Source organism: Vibrio sp. 10N.247.310.24 (assembly GCF_041467175.1).
Lineage (GTDB): Bacteria > Pseudomonadota > Gammaproteobacteria > Enterobacterales > Vibrionaceae > Vibrio > Vibrio tasmaniensis_A.
Genome location: NZ_JBFSUD010000010.1, coordinates 25,299 through 43,797 on the forward strand (window position 1 = coordinate 25,299; position 18,499 = coordinate 43,797).

18 protein-coding genes and 1 other RNA gene are annotated in these 18,499 nt (G+C 44.0%); 10 read left to right on the forward strand and 9 right to left on the reverse strand.

The features are described from left to right. Positions 1-42 precede the first annotated feature (42 nt). The 5 genes from AB6E08_RS04920 (at position 43) to mscS (ending at position 6,627) form a co-directional block, all read left to right on the forward strand. A complete protein-coding gene (locus AB6E08_RS04920; protein ID WP_029225452.1) occupies positions 43-1,566 on the forward strand; it encodes a PTS transporter subunit EIIC in 1,524 nt (507 codons plus the stop codon). Between the two features lie 206 nt (positions 1,567-1,772). After that, positions 1,773-2,822 (forward strand): erythrose-4-phosphate dehydrogenase, encoded by a 1,050-nt coding sequence (gene epd, locus AB6E08_RS04925; protein ID WP_029222970.1) that lies wholly within the window; start codon positions 1,773-1,775, stop codon positions 2,820-2,822. A 166-nt stretch (positions 2,823-2,988) separates the two neighbouring features. Beyond that, positions 2,989-4,152 (forward strand): phosphoglycerate kinase, encoded by a 1,164-nt coding sequence (locus AB6E08_RS04930; protein WP_009847672.1) that lies wholly within the window; start codon positions 2,989-2,991, stop codon positions 4,150-4,152. A 155-nt stretch (positions 4,153-4,307) separates the two neighbouring features. After that, the gene (gene fbaA / locus AB6E08_RS04935) at positions 4,308-5,384 is read left to right on the forward strand and encodes a class II fructose-bisphosphate aldolase (protein WP_009847671.1); all 1,077 of its coding nucleotides are present in this window, start codon (positions 4,308-4,310) and stop codon (positions 5,382-5,384) included. 376 nt (positions 5,385-5,760) lie between these two features. Further along, complete coding sequence (gene mscS / locus AB6E08_RS04940; RefSeq protein WP_009847670.1) at positions 5,761-6,627, forward strand: small-conductance mechanosensitive channel MscS; 867 nt, start codon at positions 5,761-5,763, stop codon at positions 6,625-6,627. Between the two features lie 114 nt (positions 6,628-6,741). Here mscS and AB6E08_RS04945 read toward each other — a convergent pair whose 3' ends face one another. Further along, a complete protein-coding gene (locus AB6E08_RS04945) occupies positions 6,742-7,371 on the reverse strand; it encodes a LysE/ArgO family amino acid transporter (RefSeq protein ID WP_017100739.1) in 630 nt (209 codons plus the stop codon). A 142-nt stretch (positions 7,372-7,513) separates the two neighbouring features. On the opposite strand from AB6E08_RS04945, the gene AB6E08_RS04950 reads away from it, so the two are divergent. Together AB6E08_RS04950 and AB6E08_RS04955 are read left to right on the forward strand one after the other, a co-directional pair. Beyond that, positions 7,514-8,410 carry a LysR family transcriptional regulator ArgP gene (locus AB6E08_RS04950; protein WP_009847668.1) on the forward strand — a complete coding sequence of 299 codons (897 nt, stop codon included), beginning with the start codon at positions 7,514-7,516 and terminating at the stop codon, positions 8,408-8,410. A 110-nt stretch (positions 8,411-8,520) separates the two neighbouring features. Further along, positions 8,521-9,246, forward strand: coding sequence for an oxidative stress defense protein (locus AB6E08_RS04955; RefSeq protein WP_372065057.1), 726 nt, complete (start codon positions 8,521-8,523; stop codon positions 9,244-9,246). A 111-nt stretch (positions 9,247-9,357) separates the two neighbouring features. Here AB6E08_RS04955 and serA read toward each other — a convergent pair whose 3' ends face one another. The 5 genes from serA to zapA form a co-directional block, all read right to left on the reverse strand. After that, positions 9,358-10,587, reverse strand: coding sequence for a phosphoglycerate dehydrogenase (serA, locus tag AB6E08_RS04960; RefSeq protein ID WP_017097288.1), 1,230 nt, complete (start codon positions 10,585-10,587; stop codon positions 9,358-9,360). 261 nt (positions 10,588-10,848) lie between these two features. Beyond that, positions 10,849-11,505, reverse strand: coding sequence for a ribose-5-phosphate isomerase RpiA (gene rpiA / locus AB6E08_RS04965; protein ID WP_009847664.1), 657 nt, complete (start codon positions 11,503-11,505; stop codon positions 10,849-10,851). Positions 11,506-11,629: 124 nt separating this feature from the next. Continuing rightward, positions 11,630-12,229: a 5-formyltetrahydrofolate cyclo-ligase gene (locus AB6E08_RS04970; RefSeq protein WP_102582627.1), complete on the reverse strand. Its 600-nt coding sequence runs from the start codon at positions 12,227-12,229 to the stop codon at positions 11,630-11,632. A gap of 6 nt (positions 12,230-12,235) precedes the next feature. Next, a non-coding RNA gene (ssrS, locus tag AB6E08_RS04975) (6S RNA) lies at positions 12,236-12,418 on the reverse strand. A gap of 11 nt (positions 12,419-12,429) precedes the next feature. Then, positions 12,430-12,738 carry a cell division protein ZapA gene (gene zapA, locus AB6E08_RS04980; protein ID WP_004735366.1) on the reverse strand — a complete coding sequence of 103 codons (309 nt, stop codon included), beginning with the start codon at positions 12,736-12,738 and terminating at the stop codon, positions 12,430-12,432. Positions 12,739-13,045: 307 nt separating this feature from the next. Here zapA and AB6E08_RS04985 point away from each other — a divergent pair, with 307 nt between their 5' ends. Genes AB6E08_RS04985 through AB6E08_RS04995 form a run of 3 tightly spaced genes read left to right on the forward strand, consistent with a single transcriptional unit; the run spans position 13,046 to position 16,059 of the window. Further along, positions 13,046-13,621, forward strand: coding sequence for a YecA family protein (locus AB6E08_RS04985; protein WP_004735367.1), 576 nt, complete (start codon positions 13,046-13,048; stop codon positions 13,619-13,621). Positions 13,622-13,645: 24 nt separating this feature from the next. Continuing rightward, positions 13,646-14,824, forward strand: coding sequence for a 2-octaprenyl-6-methoxyphenyl hydroxylase (ubiH, locus tag AB6E08_RS04990; RefSeq protein ID WP_017097291.1), 1,179 nt, complete (start codon positions 13,646-13,648; stop codon positions 14,822-14,824). 11 nt (positions 14,825-14,835) lie between these two features. Continuing rightward, positions 14,836-16,059: an FAD-dependent 2-octaprenylphenol hydroxylase gene (locus AB6E08_RS04995; RefSeq protein WP_372045626.1), complete on the forward strand. Its 1,224-nt coding sequence runs from the start codon at positions 14,836-14,838 to the stop codon at positions 16,057-16,059. Positions 16,060-16,186: 127 nt separating this feature from the next. On the opposite strand, the gene AB6E08_RS05000 is transcribed toward AB6E08_RS04995, so the two are convergent. From AB6E08_RS05000 to ygfZ, 3 genes are all read right to left on the reverse strand, one after another. Continuing rightward, the gene (locus AB6E08_RS05000) at positions 16,187-16,393 is read right to left on the reverse strand and encodes a DUF1107 domain-containing protein (protein WP_009847660.1); all 207 of its coding nucleotides are present in this window, start codon (positions 16,391-16,393) and stop codon (positions 16,187-16,189) included. A gap of 562 nt (positions 16,394-16,955) precedes the next feature. After that, complete coding sequence (locus AB6E08_RS05005) at positions 16,956-17,417, reverse strand: aminoacyl-tRNA deacylase (protein WP_372065063.1); 462 nt, start codon at positions 17,415-17,417, stop codon at positions 16,956-16,958. A gap of 4 nt (positions 17,418-17,421) precedes the next feature. Beyond that, a complete protein-coding gene (ygfZ, locus tag AB6E08_RS05010; RefSeq protein WP_372065066.1) occupies positions 17,422-18,393 on the reverse strand; it encodes a tRNA-modifying protein YgfZ in 972 nt (323 codons plus the stop codon). Positions 18,394-18,499: the final 106 nt, after the last annotated feature.

Consider the following 18,499-nt stretch of genomic DNA (forward strand, 5'->3'; position numbering starts at 1 on the left):
ATAAAGTTCGTTGGTATTCTAACGATATTAAAGGACTTTATTATGCTAGATAGTTTTAAAAGCGGCTTATCTAAGCTTTCCTTAATTGGTAAAGCATTGATGTTGCCCATATCTATATTACCCGCAGCGGGGTTATTACTTGCCTTCGGTGCTAAGCTCGACATCCCCCTAATGATGCGTGCTGGTGGCGTTATATTTGATAACTTAGCCTTACTGTTTGCGGTAGGAGCCGCGGTTGGTTTGACTAAGGAGTCAGGGATTGCCGCTTTAGCCGCGATTGTCGCCATGGTCGTGATGAATGCGACAATGGGGGTGGCGCTCGGCATTACACCTGAGATGGCGATGGGAGGTGGCCGTTATGCAATGGTGATGGGTATTCCTTCATTGCAAACAGGTGTCTTTGGCGGACTCATTGCAGGTATCCTCGCAGCCGTTATGTATCAACGTTTCTATGATACTAAGCTGCCTGATTTCCTTGGTTTCTTTGCCGGTAAACGCTTTGTACCGATTGTGACTGCGTTTTCTGCATTCCTAATTGGTTTAGTTTTACCCCATATTTGGTCATATATTCAATCAGGTATTGATGCGCTATCGCATATGGCGAATGGCGGAAACATGTACGTATCAACTTTCATCTACGGATTTATGGAGCGCGCTTTAATTCCAGTTGGTCTCCATCATATTTTTTATAGCCCTTATTGGTTTTCTTTCGGTGAGTACACAACTGCCGCGGGGACCATTGTAAATGGCGATCATACCATTTGGTTTAAAATGCTTGAAGATGGAGTAAAAACGTTCTCAACCAGTGAATACCAAGAAGCAGGAAAATTCCTATCGGGTAATTTTGCTATCTACATGTTTGCTTTCCCTGCTGCATGTTTAGCTATGTATCATGAAGCGAATGATAAAAATAAAAAAATTGCAGCAGGTATTTTAGGCTCTGCTGCTCTTACTTCGTTTGTTACAGGTATAACAGAACCCGTTGAATTTGCTTTTATCTTTGTCGCACCTTTACTTTATGTTTTTTCTGCAATCATGGCAGGGGTGTCTTACGCGGTGACTTATGCGTTGGATGTTCATATTGGTAAAACCTTCTCAGCCGGCATTATTGATTTCGTGTCTTTTGGTGTTCTTCCCGCGATGGATGGGTTCAAAACTAACTGGATCAATGTGATTCTTTGGGGGCTAACTATGGCCGCTATTTATTACACGGTTTTCCGTTTTGCTATTCGAAAGTTCAATTTGAAAACAGTAGGACGTGAGGATACTCAAAGTAAGGCGATCATTTTGGACAATGAAGATTTAGCTAGTGAAATCACAATCTTGATTGGTGGTGCCGCTAACATTACTTCGATAGGAGCATGTATTACGAGATTGCGTTTACAGATTAAAGATCAGGCTCATGTGAATGAGCAAGGAATCAAAGACCTAGGTGCTATGGGGGTCATAAAAGTAGGTTCAAGTGGCCTGCAAATTATTTTGGGCTCAAGAGCTCAATTTGTGGCTGATCTTATGAGTGAAAGAACTGGTGAGTCACCAAGTGCACTATCAACTAACCCAAGTTAAAAGCACGGGCTACTTCCGATAACGCTGATGGCAACAAGCTTGTTGTCTCTTATACATAAATAGTAACGCTATCAACGTTATAGTTGGTGGCGTCTTTTTATATTTAAAGTTTTGAAGTTATGACAGCTTTAGTATTCAACTAATGCGCTTTGAGTAGGATTCAGTTATCATCTGTTGCACGAAATTTTGGTTAGATGTACGGAACTATGCTAAAAGTCGCGATAAACGGATTTGGACGAATAGGGCGTAATGTATTGCGCGCTGTCTATGAAAGTGGCAAAAGCCAACAAATCAAAGTAGTAGCGGTCAATGAGCTTGCTCAGCCTGACGCTATGGCTCACCTATTGCAGTATGACACCAGTCACGGCCGCTTCGGCAAGAAAATCTCTAATGATCAAGAGCACATTTATGTTCATCATGGCATTGGTGCTGAAGATAAAGGCGAGTTTGATACCATTCGTATCTTACACCTGGCTGATATTGAACTGTTGCCTTGGCGTGATCTTGAAGTCGATATTGTTCTCGATTGTACCGGTGTTTACGGTTGCCGAGATGATGGCCTAGCGCACATCGCTGCTGGAGCTAAAAAGGTACTGTTTTCACACCCTGGTGCTAACGACCTTGATAACACCATTATCTATGGTGTAAATCACGATACTATCGAAGCTGACCACCGAATCGTTTCCAATGGTTCATGCACCACTAACTGTATTGTCCCTATCATTAAAGTACTTGATGATGCCTTTGGTATTGAGTCAGGTACCATTACGACCATTCACTCTTCAATGAATGATCAGCAAGTTATTGATGCATACCATAGCGACTTGCGTCGTACTCGAGCAGCAAGCCAATCTATCATTCCTGTCGACACTAAATTGCATAAAGGTATTGAAAGAATCTTCCCGAAATTTTCTAACAAGTTCGAAGCGATATCTGTGCGTGTGCCGACGGTAAACGTCACTGCGATGGATTTAAGTGTCACAATTAATACAAATGTGAAAGTTAATGACGTAAATCAAACCATTGTTAATGCTTCCCAGTGTACATTACACAATATAGTTGACTATACTGAAGCGCCGCTCGTTTCCATCGACTTTAATCACGATCCCCATAGCGCAATCGTTGATGGTTCACAAACTCGAGTGAGCAATGGCACCTTAGTGAAAATGCTGGTGTGGTGTGACAATGAATGGGGCTTTGCGAACCGAATGCTGGATACGGTTCTTGCAATGCAAGCTTCAGAAGGCAAGAAGTAAGACCTAGAAGCAAATGTGTGGATTATTTATTTTTTAGCTTGAAATAAATACTAAGTGTCCACATATTATTAGCAGTTAAAGCATTACCAGTTGAATAATTTATAGGCTTAGCAGGGTTGCTGAGTTTCCAAAACTTTATTTTTATTTAAATTTGAGAGGACAAATCATGTCTGTGATCAAGATGACTGACCTGGAACTTGCAGGTAAACGCGTATTCATCCGTGCTGACCTAAACGTACCAGTAAAAGACGGTAAAGTAACTTCAGATGCACGTATCCTAGCATCTCTACCAACTATCAAACTTTGCCTAGAAGCTGGCGCAAAAGTTATGGTTACTTCTCACCTTGGTCGTCCTACTGAAGGCGAGTACAACGAAGAGTTCTCTCTAGCTCCTGTAGTTAACTACCTAAACGACGCACTAGACTGTGACGTTAAACTAGCGAAAGATTACGTAAATGGTCTTGAGCTAAACGCTGGTGAACTAACTGTTCTTGAAAACGTTCGCTTTAACAAAGGCGAGAAGAAGAACGAAGAAGCTCTTTCTAAGCAATACGCTGCACTATGTGACATCTTCGTAATGGATGCATTCGGTACAGCTCACCGTGCTCAAGCGTCTACACACGGTGTGGGTACTTACGCTCCTGTAGCATGTGCTGGTCCTCTTCTAGCTGCTGAGCTTGAAGCGCTTGGTAAAGCAATGGACAACCCAGCTCGCCCACTAGTGGCTATCGTTGGTGGTTCTAAAGTTTCTACTAAACTAACCGTTCTAGAATCTCTTTCTAAAATCGCTGACCAACTTGTTGTTGGTGGTGGTATCGCGAACACGTTCATCGCTGCTGAAGGCCACAACGTAGGTAAGTCTCTATACGAAGCTGACCTAGTTGAAACGGCTCAGAAACTAATGAAAGAGTGTGCTATCCCTGTAGCGACTGACGTTGCATGTGCTAAAGCATTCGACGAAAACGCAGAAGCTGAAATTAAGCACGTTTCTGAAGTTCAAGACGACGACATGATCTTCGACCTTGGCCCTGATTCAACTGCAGCTCTAGCTGAAATCATCGGCAACGCGAAAACTATTCTTTGGAACGGCCCTGTAGGCGTATTCGAATTCAAAAACTTCGAAGCGGGTACTGCTGGTATCTCTAAAGCAATCGCTGACTCTGAAGGTTTCTCAGTAGCAGGCGGTGGTGACACGCTAGCGGCTATCGACAAGTTCGGTATCAAAGCAGATGTTTCTTACATCTCTACTGGTGGCGGTGCTTTCCTTGAGTTTGTTGAAGGTAAAGTACTTCCTGCAGTAGCAATGCTTGAAGAGCGTGCTAAAGCGTAATTGATTTAGAAAGGCGAGATACGAATCTCGCCTTTTAACGTTTGCTGCATATCACACTTATTTGCTAGAATAGCGGAAGTTGTGAGCAAACGATTGCAAATTTTTAAACTTAAGTTTTTTATCTTAAAACGAATAGAATAAATAGGACTATTTCCATGTCTAAGATCTTCGATTTTGTAAAACCTGGTGTAATTTCTGGCGATGACGTACAGAAAGTATTTGAAGTAGCAAAAGAAAACAAATTTGCTCTTCCTGCAGTAAACGTTGTTGGTACTGACTCTATTAACGCAGTACTAGAAGCGGCTGCTAAAGTTAAGTCTCCAGTTGTTGTTCAGTTCTCTAACGGCGGCGCTGCATTCTTCGCAGGTAAAGGCGTTAAACTTGAAGGTCAAGGCGCACAAGTTCTTGGTGCTGTAGCTGGTGCAAAATACGTACACGCTGTCGCTGAGTCTTACGGTGTTCCAGTTATCCTGCATACTGACCACGCTGCTAAGAAACTTCTACCATGGATCGACGGTCTACTAGACGCTGGTGAAGAGTTCTTCGCACAAACTGGTAAGCCTCTATTCTCTTCTCACATGCTAGACCTTTCTGAAGAGTCTCTAGAAGAGAACATCGAAACATGTGCTACTTACCTAGCTCGCATGGCTAAAATGGACATGACAATCGAGATCGAACTTGGTTGTACTGGTGGTGAAGAAGACGGCGTTGATAACTCTGATATGGACGCATCTGAGCTTTACACTTCTCCAGAAGACGTAGCATACGCATACGAGAAGCTAATGGCTGTTAGCCCACGTTTCACTATCGCTGCATCTTTCGGTAACGTACACGGTGTTTACCAAGCTGGTAACGTTGTACTTACTCCAACTATCCTACGTGACTCTCAAGCATACTGTGCAGAGAAGTTCGGTATTGCACCTAACGCTCTAAACTTCGTATTCCACGGTGGTTCTGGTTCTTCTGAAGCAGAAATCCAAGAGTCTATCGGCTACGGTGTTATCAAAATGAACATCGATACTGATACACAGTGGGCAACTTGGGATGGTATCCGTCAGTACTCTGCTGATAACTTCGATTTCCTACAAGGTCAAATCGGTAACCCAACTGGCGAAGCTGCGCCAAACAAGAAGTACTACGATCCACGCGTATGGCTACGTGCTGCTCAGTCTTCAATGGTTACTCGTCTTGAGAAAGCATTCGCTGACCTTAACGCTGTAGACGTACTATAATTCTTTGAATTAAGTACTCTTTAAGTTTTAAAAACCCGCTCATTGAGCGGGTTTTTTTATGTCTGATAAAAACTTGTATTAAATATGTGAAAAACCTAGCCTACGGTGAATAAATTTCGTAGTCTTTTAGTTATCGGTATTTGCGTTTATTGGTAAGTTTTATTAATTCAAAAGCTTACATAAATATGACTTTGCAATCGGTCAAAGATAGGATATCGTGCCGAAAAACTGGACCTGGTTCAGTTTATAAAAAGGACTTGGCTTTAATTTACTTTTAACACAGTGACTTAACAGGAGTTAAACTGTTTATTATTGTAAAAGTAAGTTTGGCTTAAGACAGTTTAGCTCATAGCATATTATATAGAGGATGCACATTATGGCTGATAGTTCGACAGCGCTTGAGACTCCAATTGTGGATGGTTTATCTCAGGCCGAGCAGTGGTTAACAAATAATTCAGATCTATTTATCCAATACGGTGTAAACATTATCTCTGCACTGATAATTCTATTTATTGGTAACTTGATTGTTAAAGCAGTCGCGAATAGCGTATCTAAGGTTCTTGAGAAGAAGAAGATGGACCGAGCTGTTGTGGAATTTATCCACGGTTTAGTTCGTTACTTATTGTTTGTTATTGTTCTTATCGCTGCACTTGGTCGTTTAGGCGTTCAAACTGCATCTGTAGTTGCTGTTATTGGTGCGGCTGGTTTAGCCGTTGGTCTTGCGCTGCAAGGCTCACTATCTAACTTTGCAGCGGGTGTACTTATCGTTGCATTCCGTCCATTCAAGTCTGGTGACTACGTGGAAATTGGTGGTGTAGCGGGTTCAGTTGATTCAATTCAGATCTTCCAAACTGTTTTAACAACACCAGACAACAAAATGGTTGTAGTACCTAACGGAAGCGTTATCGGTAGCCCAATCACTAACTATTCTCGTCATGCGACGCGCCGTATTGATCTAATGATTGGTGTTTCTTACAACGCTGATCTTCAGAAGACAAAAGCGCTACTGACTAAGATCTGTGAATCTGATGAGCGCGTATTGAAAGATCCAGGTGTTCAAGTAGGTGTTCACACGCTAGCTGATTCTTCAGTTAATTTTGTTGTTCGTCCATGGGTTAGTACTGCTGACTACTGGAATGTTTATTTCGACCTTATGCAAGCTATCAAAGAAGGCTTGGATAACGAAGGTATCGAAATCCCATTCCCGCAAATGGATGTACACATGAATAAAGTTGAAGCTTAATTTCTAGTTAGTTTTTATAGCTATAAGCTTTTATAAGGAAAGGCGGATAACTTAGGTTATTCGCCTTTTTTGTTGGATGAGTAAAGTTTGTTTGATGACTAAAGAAGAATAGGTTTACCCGTATTGCTCAATGAGTCCATTGGCGAGCACAAGGGCAATAGCGAACATCATGGTTGCTACCGCGATATCGATGCCTTTCTTAACTTTGGGTTTCGATAGCGTTGGGCCTAGCTTTGCAGCGCCTAATGACAAAGAGTAAAACCACACGAATGAAGCTAAGATAGTCCCCATAGCAAAAGCTATTCTATCGTTGCCTTCAAACTGCCCGCCTATGGATCCAAGAATCACTACAGTATCTAAATAAAGATGCGGGTTTAATACGGTTACTGCCAATGCACCTAAAACAACGGTGCGCTTGCCACGAGCCAATATCTCTCCCTTTGATTCGTCACTGGTGCCCGTTCTGAACGCACTGCGCAGTGACAATAAACCATAAACGGTTAGGAATGCGATACCACCCAATGTCACAGAGGTAAGCAGCAATTCATTTTTAGACAGAATTGCTCCGCCACCAAAAATACCCAATGAGATAAACAGGGTATCGAGCAGGCTACAAATCGTTGCAGTCGTTAAATGATGATTGCGTTTTATGCCTTGATTTAGGACGTACGCATTTTGTGCGCCTATCGGGATTATCATACTTGCCCCTAGACCAAAACCTTGTAATAAAACCCAAAAACTCATTTTAACCTCCACTTAATTAACGATATTTACGTGCTATGTGGCGAAGATACTCCGACCCTTTAAATAAGTATAATTAATGATTTTAATCTATTATTAGAGTTGCTAATGTGGTGTTGGGTTAGCTTAAAAAGGAAGCAAATTGATGCGTGGATTGGATTATAAATGGATTGAAGCACTGGATGCCGTTGTGAAACAACGTAGCTTTGAGAGAGCCGCTGAGCAGTTATACATCTCCCAATCAGCGGTGTCCCAACGTATCAAGCAGCTAGAAAAGTGGTTAGCCCAGCCTGCGCTGGTGAGAGAAAACCCACCAAGACCTACACCAGCAGGAAAAAAGCTGTTGGGTTTGTATCGTCGTGTTCGCTTGTTAGAGCACGAGCTTGTGCCTGAGTTAATGAATGAAGAGGGTACTCAACCACTATCGATATCCATAGCCACCAACGCTGATAGTTTGGCGACATGGTTGTTACCTGCACTGTCGGATGTGATGAAGTCTCGTCAAGTCGAGTTGAACCTCGCGATTCATGGTGAGTCTAGAACCATTGAAAAAATTAAAAGCGGTGAGGTTGCCGGTGCGATCAGTTTGGAACCTCAAGCGATTCCTGGGTGCAGTGCAGACTACCTCGGTAGGATGGATTATGTGTGTGTGGCGAGCCCTGATTTTCATCAGCGTTACTTTTCAGAGGGCGTAAACTACGCCACCTTAAGCAAAGCGCCTGCGGTTTCTTATGATCAATACGATGATCTGCATAAGAAGTTTCTGCATGACCATTTTAACGTACCGAGAGACAGTGTGATCAATCATACGGTCGGCAGTTCAGAAGCATTTGTGCGCTTGGCATTATCGGGTGTTGCCTATTGCTTGATTCCTCGATTGCAGATTATCGAGGAACTAGAGTCTGGTGCTCTGATTGATATTACCCCTGGCTTTCTGCTGTCTTATCGCATCTATTGGCACCATTGGCAGCTTGAGAGCGGGGTGCTAAAAGAGGTATCCCAAGCGATATTAAGTTTTGCTCACAATCATTTACCTCAGTAAGTTGTCGGTTTTTTCAGCGTCAAAGTTCTGTTAGATGTGCACAATCAGGATTGGCTAAACGACAAATTACTCTATGATGGAAGGACATTTGTTTAGCATAGGTCTACCTAATGAAGTTTGTACCAAAGATGTTAGCAACGTCTCTTACTCTTACTCTTACTCTTACTGCTGCGTTGAGTGCTGTGAGCTTTCCATCACTGGCTGACTCTCCATCCTTTCCGCATATTTCAACAACAGGTTATGGTGAAGTCATCGCGACACCAGATATGGCGACATTCTCAGTGAGAGTGGTAGAGTCAACGATGACGGCTGAACAGGCTAAAAGTACTGTTGATAAAGTGGTAACGGGCTTTCTAAATAAGCTGCACCAAGCCGGCGTAGATGAGGCGAGCGTACACAGCTCTAATCTGTACCTATCTCCTCAGTACCATTATCCAAAAGATGGCAAACCAGAATTGGTTGGCTACCGCGCTTCACGCAATGTGAGCGTTCAAGTGAATGAGCTCGCTAATCTCAATGAGTACATGGATATTGCAATAGGACAGGGTATTAACCAAATCGATAATATCCAGCTGCAAGTTCGTGACCAAGCTAAGTATCAAGAGCAAGCACGCTTAGAAGCGATCAAAGATGCGACATCAAAAGCTAAATCATTAGCGAGTGGTTTTGAGCGTGAGCTAGGTGATGTTTGGCGTGTTGATTACAACGCACAATCTTCTCAGCCAGTGCTAATGCGTTCAATGGCGATGGATGCAAGAACAGAATCGAACTCTTATGAAGACTCAACGATCACCATTCGTGATCGTGTCAATGTGATCTATCAGATCGAAGAATAAGATAGCGCTATAGAGGCTTTTGGATCATGGTGATCTAATTACCTACGATAGGCCAAATACTAGAAAGGCTCTCATGATGAGAGCCTTTTTTATGCATTTTTAGTGCGATGATTAGTGAAGAAGACGAGCACGGATTGTGCCTTCGATCTCTTTCAGTTTAAGCAGTGCTTCTTCAGAGCGATCGGCTTCTACATCGATCACAACATAACCCATATCTGCTGCAGTCTGTAGGTACTGACCCGCGATGTTGATCCCTTCTTCTGCGAAGATGGTGTTGATCTGAGTTAGGATACCTGGGCGGTTTTCGTGAATGTGTAGCAAGCGAGATGTGCCCGTATGCAATGGCAGTGATACCTCTGGGAAGTTAACACTTGATAGCGTAGAGCCGTTATCAGAGTATTTCGCTAGTTTGCCAGCAACTTCAACTCCGATGTTCTCTTGTGCTTCTTGAGTTGAACCACCCACATGAGGCGTTAGAATCACGTTATCGAACTGCATTAATGGAGACTCAAACGGGTCTGCATTGGTTTTTGGTTCTGTTGGGAAAACATCAATAGCCGCACCAGACAGGTGACCAGAATCCAGAGCGCCACACAGAGCAGGGATGTCAACTACCGTGCCACGAGCTGCATTGATAAAGATAGAGCCAGGCTTCATACGCTCGAACTCTTCTTTACCCATCATGTCTTTAGTTTCATTGGTTTCAGGTACGTGTAAAGAGATCACGTCACACTTGTTCAGCAACTCGGTCATAGTATGAACTTGAGTGGCATTACCTAGAGACAGCTTGTTTTCGATATCGTAAAAGTAAACACGCATACCAAGGTTTTCAGCAATAATACCCAGCTGAGTGCCGATGTGACCGTAGCCAATAATACCTAAACGCTTACCACGAGCTTCGTAAGAGTTGTCTGCACTCTTTTTCCAGATACCACGGTGAGCAAGAGCATTCTTCTCTGGGATACCGCGAAGCAGTAATAGAACCTGACCTAGAACGAGTTCAGCAACACTTCGAGTGTTTGAGAACGGTGCATTGAAAACAGGGATACCGCGCTTTGCTGCTGCTTGAAGGTTGACTTGGTTAGTACCAATACAGAAACAACCGACTGCAACCAGCTTTTCAGCCGCATCAATAACTTCTTGGGAGATGTTGGTGCGAGAACGGATACCAATGAAGTGAGCATCTTTAACTGCTTCAAGAAGTTCATCTTCAGGTAGTGAGCCTTTGTGGTACTCAATATTTGTGTAACCAGCGGCTTGCAGTACTTCTACAGAAGAAGGGTGAAGACCTTCTAGAAGTAGAATTTTTATTTTTTCTTTTTCCAGTGAAACTTTGGCCATTGTTCTCGTCCTTAAAATGGAAAGGTTGGGCAAATGCGGCGCACGTGCTACAAAATGGCTGAAAGGGGAACAAATTCACCACTTTGTTAGGAGACAAACGTTTTCCCTGTGCGTCTTCTGAACAATAAAGTAACAAAAAAAAAATGTTTTGGGTAAGAAAATTACGGAATAAGACATAATTTTACAGCAATAAAGCAAAAAAAACGGCGCCCTAGGGCACCGTCTGTAATGAAGTAACAGAAAAACTCAATCTTCTATTATTTATTCTTCGATTTTTGCACCTTCAGGCGTGCCAGTGATAACTACATCAGCACCACGGTGAGCGAACAGACCAACCGTTACCACGCCAGCGATACCATTGATGATATCTTCTAGCTGTTTTGGGTTTTCGATCGCCATGCCGTACACATCTAGGATCACGTTGCCGTTATCGGTTGTGCAGCCTTCGCGGTAAACTGGGTCACCACCAAGTTTTACGAGTTCACGTGCTACGTATGAACGCGCCATTGGGATAACTTCAACAGGCAGTGGGAATTTACCCAACACATCAACTGCTTTGGTACCATCAACGATACAAATAAACTTATCAGAGATAGCTGCTACGATTTTTTCACGAGTCAAAGCAGCGCCGCCGCCTTTGATCATATCGCGAGAACCGTTAATCTCGTCAGCGCCATCAACATAGATGTCTAGCTTGAATACGTCGTTGCATTCGAATACTTTGATTTCTAGCGCTTCTAGTTTTTCAGTAGAGGCTACAGAGCTTGAAACCGCACCCTTGATTTTGTCTTTCATTGTGCCAAGTGCGTCGATGAAGTGATTTACTGTTGAGCCAGTACCTACACCTACAATGCTGCCTTCTTCAACATATTGAAGTGCTGCCCAGCCCGCTGCTTTTTTCATTTCATCTTGAGTCATGCCATTCTCCTGAATAAGGTCTTGCGCTTTGAATTAATCGTTTGCGTAATGATGAAGTTAACGTTTAGATATTGAGGTAACTTTTGGATATCGAGGTTAACGTTTGCGGCGCGATTATAGCGCTTTAATGGTTGTTTTCCCATTGCCAAGTTTTACTCGGAGTCACGATTTTAGGTAACGGAATGTCCCAACCTTCAATTGGTAAACGATCGACATGTTGGCAATCGTGAGCAAGGCCAATAGGTGTTGCGCCATTGCCCGTCTCGAACCATCGAGTCAAGGTGCGATCGTAATATCCACCACCCATGCCTAAGCGATGCCCCTGAGAGTCAAAGCCCACCAATGGTGTGAGAATAAGGTCGAGTTGTTGGCATGGTTTGACGAGCAATTGATTGAGCTGAGGTTCAACGATTCCGTACTTATTCAAAGCCGTCGGTGTGCTTGGCGAGTAGTGCAGAAACAGCAGATGTCCGGCAGAGAAGGGGTGCAATACTGGTAAATAAGTTTGCTTACCTTGCGCCCATAACCATTCAATTAAAGGCTGGGTATCGAGTTCGCCATCGATGGATATATAGAGTGCAATATGCTGAGCAGATTGAACTTCATCAAGCTGAGCACACTGCTGGACTAAATCTAAACCGGATTGAGTTTGTTGGTCGCCAGATAAGGCATTGCGCTTGATACGGATCTGTTTGCGAAATTCGCTGCGTGTGAGCGTCTTCATAAGAAGGGATACCCCAAAGTGCCGTTGAGAATAGATGGCCCTTGAACCAGCGAGTTCAAGGCGGATCAGCAATGATTACCGTAGGCTTCTCGGCGGACCGAGCATGCTCAATAGCACTCAAGTACTAACCCTTAGGGATTGCTTATCGGCTCGGGGACGTGAATCCTCTGACAAACACTCCAGGGTAAATTTTGTGTACGCTATTGCTGTCCGTGCTTAACTTTACTGAGGACATCTGAAAGTGATGTCGTGAGCTGTTCCATTCGCTCGGTCAGTGCGTTTTGTTCGTCGTTTGCTTCAAACTTCTTGGTTTGTAGCTCATAACAAATATTCAGAGCTGCGATTGTTAGCAGCTTCACTTCATTGGTTACCTTAGTACGTTCAGCCATCTCTTTCAATCGATTATCAAGATCGGCCGCCGCTGCAATCAATGACTCTTCTTGCCCTGGGGGACAATTCACTCGAGTCAGTTTTCCTAATATTTCAACGTCTACCGCTTGATTACTCATGATGGATGAACTCTTTAACGCACTATTTAAGGCTGTTGCTCTTTATCATTTTTTGAGAAAGAAAAAGTGCAAGTACCGATGAGGAAGCAATCTCCTCTGAGGGAGAAACTATAGGTAAACCGCTATTAAGATTCAAGCTTTTCAGAGTGACTGTTTGTAAATGAGAGCTTGAGCACACAGTAATTCAGCAAATTGAACAATTGGTAGTCAGTCGTCCTTCAATTGCTCAGGATCGACGCTTACCAGAATTGGGGTGAAGTGGTACGATTATACTATCGATATAAAGAATAACTGAGCGAGCTATCTGATGAGCGAAACTACTTTACCTGACTACCTAACGGTTGCGACTGAACTTCAATCGGCAAGCCTAGCCGTAAACCCTGCTGAGATGCATGGTTTATTAACGGGTATGTTGAGCGGAGGCTTAAACCTAGCAGATAAAAGCTGGCAACCACTTATCTTTGATTACACCAATGAAGGCATGGGGTGGCCAGATCGCGCATTAACGTTAGCGGAAGCTACATTAAAGGTGACGACCAGCGAAATCACAGGTTCAGGCATGGAACTGTCTATGTTGCTGCCTGATGAAGACGCAAGCGCAAGCTTGTTTGATTTGGCTGATGGTGTGTCAGATTGGATCAACCACTTTATTTCTGGTTTAGGCTTGGTTGGCGCTCAATTGAATAAAGCGTCTGACGGTACCAAAGAAGCATTAGCTGATCTTGAAGAGATGGCAAAGCTAGGCATTGACGAAGACGATGATATGGAAGAGCAAGCGCAGCTTCTAGAGCACGTTATTGAACACGTAAAAGCGTGTGCACTAACGATTCATGCTGAATTCGGTGCTCGCCCATCTGAAGATGCGGCTCCAACCATTCATTAATCCGCTTGTCGGTTTGAGGTTATAATGGCTCAGTATGATGTTGTAATTGCTGGTGGCGCAATGGCGGGGGCGACCTTAGCCCTTGCTCTGAATCACCTCAGTCAAGGTTCTCTATCGATTGCGGTAGTAGAGCCTTATCAGGTTGATCATCAAGCTCACCCAGGCTTTGATTCTCGTTCGATCGCTCTGTCTTATGGCACGGTGCAGATCCTCGATTCTTTGCGCCTTTGGCAATCTATCGCTCCGGTAGCGACCCCAATTAAAGATATCCATGTATCAGATCGAGGTCATGCTGGGATGACAGACATCTACAGTGAAGATCTTGCTGTTGATGCGCTCGGCTACGTGGTGGAGTTAGCGGATGTTGGGCGGATCTATCAGCAGAAATTAGAATCAGAAGCTGCAATTACGATGCTTTGCCCTGAGTCTGTTAGAACCGTTGAACGTGATGAATCGTTAACGACGATTGAGCTGACAAGTGGGCAAACCGTCACGACTAAGTTATTGGTTGCTGCTGACGGTGCAATCTCAACCTGTTGTCAGCAACTCAATATCTCATTGAGTGAGCATGACTTTGAACAAGTCGCTGTGATTGCCAATATCGTTGCTAGTGAGCCCCATCAAGGTCGAGCCTTTGAGCGTTTTACTCATCATGGGCCAGTTGCTCTGTTACCGATGAGCGACAACCGTTTATCGCTAGTTTGGTGTTTGTCACCGGAACAAGCACAAAAAGTGGTGGCCTTAAACGACAACGAATTTCTTGAGCAGTTACAGAATGACTTCGGTTGGCGACTTGGCCGACTAGAGAAAGTCGGCAAGCGTGCGAGCTACCCACTGATTCTTCGCCACCGACAGCAAAATATCTCTCATCGATTTGCCATTGTTGGCAATGCTGCTCAAACACTTCACCCTATTGCGGGGCAAGGTTTTAATCTTGGCATTCGTGATGTGGCTTCCTTGGCGGAAGAATTATGTACTCAATTGGATGATGTAGGTCGTTACACAGGTCTTGTTAACTTTAGAAAGCGCAGAGAACAAGACAGAGACACGACGATTACGTTGACTTCAAGCCTAGTTCATCTGTTCTCAAACGATTTTTTGACCGCTCGTATTGGGCGAAACCTTGGGTTAGCCGTAATTGATAACCTCCCACCACTTAAAGGTCCACTTTTGCGTCATACGCTTGGCCTAGTAGAAAGATAAGGTAATAAATAATGATGCAAAGTGTTGATATCGCGATTGTTGGCGGTGGCATGGTTGGCCTAGCGCTTGCGGCTGCACTGAAAGACAGCGATCTAAGAATTGCGGTCATTGAAGGCAGAGCGCCTAGCGAAGGGCTTAGCGAATTGCCTGATGTGCGTGTGTCGGCATTGAGCCGCTCGAGTGAAGTGATTCTTCGCAATCTAGGCGCATGGCAAGGTATCGAACAAAGACGTGCTGCGCCCTACCAAGCGATGGAAGTGTGGGAACAAGACAGCTTTGCTCGCATTGAGTTTGACTCAACACGCTTAGCACAGCCTAACCTAGGCCATATTGTAGAAAACCGCGTAATCCAATTAGCGCTGCTTGATCAGGTTAAGAAGCAAGATAATGTCAGCCTATACATGCCTGCAACGTGTAAAACGATGGCGATTGGTGAGAGCGAAGCATGGCTAACGTTAGACAACGGCCAAGCGCTGACAGCAAAGTTAGTTGTTGGAGCTGACGGTGCAAACTCTTGGGTTCGCAAGCAACAAGATATCCCATTAACTCATTGGGATTACGGCCACAGTGCGATTGTCGCGAACATCAAAACCTCAGAGCAGCACCATAGCGTTGCTCGTCAAATATTTACACCTCAAGGCCCATTGGCGTTCCTGCCAATGCAACCAACGAATATGAGCTCGATAGTTTGGTCTACGGAGCCTAATCGTGCCGAGAAGCTTGTATCAATGTCGGATGCTGATTTTAATAAGCAGCTAACGGCAGAGTTCGACTCAAAGCTTGGATTATGCGAAGTGGTTGGTGAGCGTTTTGCCTTCCCTCTGCGTATGCGATATGCGCGAGATTTCGCGGTAGAGCGTGTAGCTTTGGTGGGGGATGCTGCTCATACTATTCACCCATTAGCAGGGCAAGGCGTGAACCTTGGTCTATTAGACGCTGCAAGCTTAGCGCAAGAGCTGTTAACGCTATGGGCTTCTGGTGAGGATATTGGCACCAAGCGCAACCTTCGTGGCTATGAGCGCTGGAGAAAAGCTGAGGCGGCGAAAATGATTGCTTCAATGCAGGGCTTTAAAGATCTGTTTGAAGGCGATAATCCGGCTAAGAAGCTGATTCGTGGTATCGGTATGAAGCTTGCTGGTCAATTACCGGGTGCGAAAGATGAGATAATGAAGCGAGCGCTGGGGTTGTCGGGCAATCTTCCGGATTTAGCTAAGCGCCCCGTAGCACACCGATAGTCGCGTGAGATGGATTGCTGTTGATGGTCAGTAGCTAAAGTTGATAGCAATTGACGACATCACGGACACGAAAAAAGGGTTGGCATAATGCCAACCCTTTTTGTTTTTAATTCTTTAGACTATCAGATCATGCGTACGCGCAGCGCAGTTTCATGATTTCACTATTTATTTCTTTCACGGTTTGGAAGTGACGCTTCTCTGCTCGGTCTGGTAGTACGAGTTTACCGTTATCAAACTCAAATTTACCTACGCCGTAAATGTAGATTCGTCCTTTGAAAAGTCGACTTACATGTTTAGCAATCATACTCGGTGTATAGCGCTTAAACAGTCTCATTTTTAATTATCCTTATATTTACCTAGCCTGCATATTATAGAAAAACTCCGAGATAATTATTGTGATAAGCATGGAGTAATATGCAGTAGAGTTGACGTTAATTAGATATTTGTGCTGTTCTAAGCACTTTCTTCAGTAAATATCTATTTTTACGTGAGCTCCTCCCCAAAATAGTACTGAGTAGTGAACTGCTACGAACTTTCCTGTCCGGTATTAAGCAGTGCTAATGTTACAAGTATAAGAATAGGCGGTATTTTTTTGTTTGTGTAATCAAATTGTAAATTTTGAACAAAAAAAAGCCCGTCTAAAACGGGCGAATAGTCACAGATGCATTACACAAAAGTGGATACTGATGTTACTCAGTGGATTCACTTGTACTGATTTGCTTAAAGGCTAGTCAGTAAAATCACAATAACGCAAATTCAACCTTGTGACTACTTATGCTTTTATTTTGAGTAACTATTTAAGGTGAGTATGTTTTTCTTATGACGAAGTTCACACTAAAAATGTACTCAATGAAATATTAAAATGAAGTTTGCGAAGCATGATCTGTTCGAAACGTTCATCGACTGATGTCAGCGACGATCGGTGCACATAGTGCTATGAGATCATTGGGATCCAACGCAACGCCAGCCATTCGATCTCCCGAGCTAATGGTAACGGTCGAGTTGCTCTGAATGGAAGGATCAAAAATGATCGGCATGTATCTCTTTAGAGCAATAGGCCCAACACATCCAGCTTTAAAGCCGGTGATGGCTTCAACATCAGCGAGTGATACGCAGGTCATTCGACGGCAATTCAGTACCGAGCGTACTTTCTTTGGATCGATAGAGCGATCGCCAGGAGTACAGGCCAACGCATACTGGTTTTCCATATCCTTAAGCAGGATGCACTTGACCATTTGAGAGGCATTAATACCTCGTTCTTGCGCTGTCTCTTCGATGCTGGTGGTTGGCTTGCTTTGCACCAACAGGCGATAGTCCACCTGCTGTTGATCTAACCATTGTGTAATCAGTGTTTCCACGTGGCTACTCTTCGTCAAGGCTGTAAGGCAGTGGCAGAATATTCCATATTTGCTCAGGTTGCGCAGTCAATCGAAGCTGAACATCGTCATCAAGGTTGTTTGGCAACACCATCAAACCAATCGCCTGATTATCAGAAAATTGATAGACGTTTAATAGTCGGCCTGCACCGCGCCAGTTCTCACCTACGCTGCGCTCTAGTTCAATCGTATTCTCTAGAGACAATACATCTGAACTCGTTCCTGAAACAATGCGCATCTCACGCTTGTTCATGCCACGGTACTTGGCACGAGCAACTGTTTCTTGACCTGTGTAACAGCCTTTTGAAAAGCTGATACCGCCAATCGCTTGCAGGTTGAGTGCTTGAGGGATGTGTTCGTTTTGCTCTGCTTTCGATAGGTTCGGCTGAGCATCAAGAATTTCATGATACTGCCAAAGCGCTTCTGATACTTTTTCTGCAGTGCTGCTTGATACCAAGGCTTCTGCTGCTTCTTGCGTAACAAGTAGAGCCCAGCGGTTGTCAGAGACTTGAACAGCGGTGCCACCAGAGATTACACGCACTTTACCTTGGCTTTCTGAAATTGAGTCAATGTATTGATCAGCTGACGCGCCCATGACACCGATAACAACGTCAGACGTTTGCTCGATATCAACCTTAGAGAATACGGCGTATTTTTTAATTTCAACTAACTCGATTTCAATCGCAGACTTAGGCTGCATAAGAGCGTAGCCACCATTGTGGTGGAACAAACGAAAGATACTCCAAACCTTTCCTTTCGCATCACAATGCGCGCCTAACGTGGATTCATCATTAGGAAGAGTGACGACATCGCACGTTACTTGACCTTGCAGGTACGACTTTTTGTCATCGCCTATCATGGTAATTGCGCTCCAATCTGACACGTGTGTCATCATCAGTTCTGGAAGCGATTCATTTTGCGTATGAGCGAGCGGCTGAAATGTGTTTTTCCAATCCATTTTATCTTTCCTAAGAATTTTATTTGGCTCTATGTTAATCCGGTTCTGTTTCTTTGTCAGCTTAGGTTTTTTTGTGAGCTTAGATAGGGACTGTGACTCACATAGT

What these genes read in the sequence shown, in the direction of transcription:
- AB6E08_RS04920 (WP_029225452.1), top strand. Translation starts at nt 43, where the DNA reads ATGCTAGATAGTTTTAAAAGCGGCTTATCTAAGCTTTCCTTAATTGGT.
- epd (WP_029222970.1), top strand. Translation starts at nt 1,773, where the DNA reads ATGCTAAAAGTCGCGATAAACGGATTTGGACGAATAGGGCGTAATGTA.
- AB6E08_RS04930 (WP_009847672.1), top strand. Translation starts at nt 2,989, where the DNA reads ATGTCTGTGATCAAGATGACTGACCTGGAACTTGCAGGTAAACGCGTA.
- fbaA (WP_009847671.1), top strand. Translation starts at nt 4,308, where the DNA reads ATGTCTAAGATCTTCGATTTTGTAAAACCTGGTGTAATTTCTGGCGAT.
- mscS (WP_009847670.1), top strand. Translation starts at nt 5,761, where the DNA reads ATGGCTGATAGTTCGACAGCGCTTGAGACTCCAATTGTGGATGGTTTA.
- AB6E08_RS04945 (WP_017100739.1), bottom strand. Translation starts at nt 7,371, where the DNA reads ATGAGTTTTTGGGTTTTATTACAAGGTTTTGGTCTAGGGGCAAGTATG.
- AB6E08_RS04950 (WP_009847668.1), top strand. Translation starts at nt 7,514, where the DNA reads ATGCGTGGATTGGATTATAAATGGATTGAAGCACTGGATGCCGTTGTG.
- AB6E08_RS04955 (WP_372065057.1), top strand. Translation starts at nt 8,521, where the DNA reads ATGAAGTTTGTACCAAAGATGTTAGCAACGTCTCTTACTCTTACTCTT.
- serA (WP_017097288.1), bottom strand. Translation starts at nt 10,587, where the DNA reads ATGGCCAAAGTTTCACTGGAAAAAGAAAAAATAAAAATTCTACTTCTA.
- rpiA (WP_009847664.1), bottom strand. Translation starts at nt 11,505, where the DNA reads ATGACTCAAGATGAAATGAAAAAAGCAGCGGGCTGGGCAGCACTTCAA.
- AB6E08_RS04970 (WP_102582627.1), bottom strand. Translation starts at nt 12,229, where the DNA reads ATGAAGACGCTCACACGCAGCGAATTTCGCAAACAGATCCGTATCAAG.
- zapA (WP_004735366.1), bottom strand. Translation starts at nt 12,738, where the DNA reads ATGAGTAATCAAGCGGTAGACGTTGAAATATTAGGAAAACTGACTCGA.
- AB6E08_RS04985 (WP_004735367.1), top strand. Translation starts at nt 13,046, where the DNA reads ATGAGCGAAACTACTTTACCTGACTACCTAACGGTTGCGACTGAACTT.
- ubiH (WP_017097291.1), top strand. Translation starts at nt 13,646, where the DNA reads ATGGCTCAGTATGATGTTGTAATTGCTGGTGGCGCAATGGCGGGGGCG.
- AB6E08_RS04995 (WP_372045626.1), top strand. Translation starts at nt 14,836, where the DNA reads ATGATGCAAAGTGTTGATATCGCGATTGTTGGCGGTGGCATGGTTGGC.
- AB6E08_RS05000 (WP_009847660.1), bottom strand. Translation starts at nt 16,393, where the DNA reads ATGAGACTGTTTAAGCGCTATACACCGAGTATGATTGCTAAACATGTA.
- ygfZ (WP_372065066.1), bottom strand. Translation starts at nt 18,393, where the DNA reads ATGGATTGGAAAAACACATTTCAGCCGCTCGCTCATACGCAAAATGAA.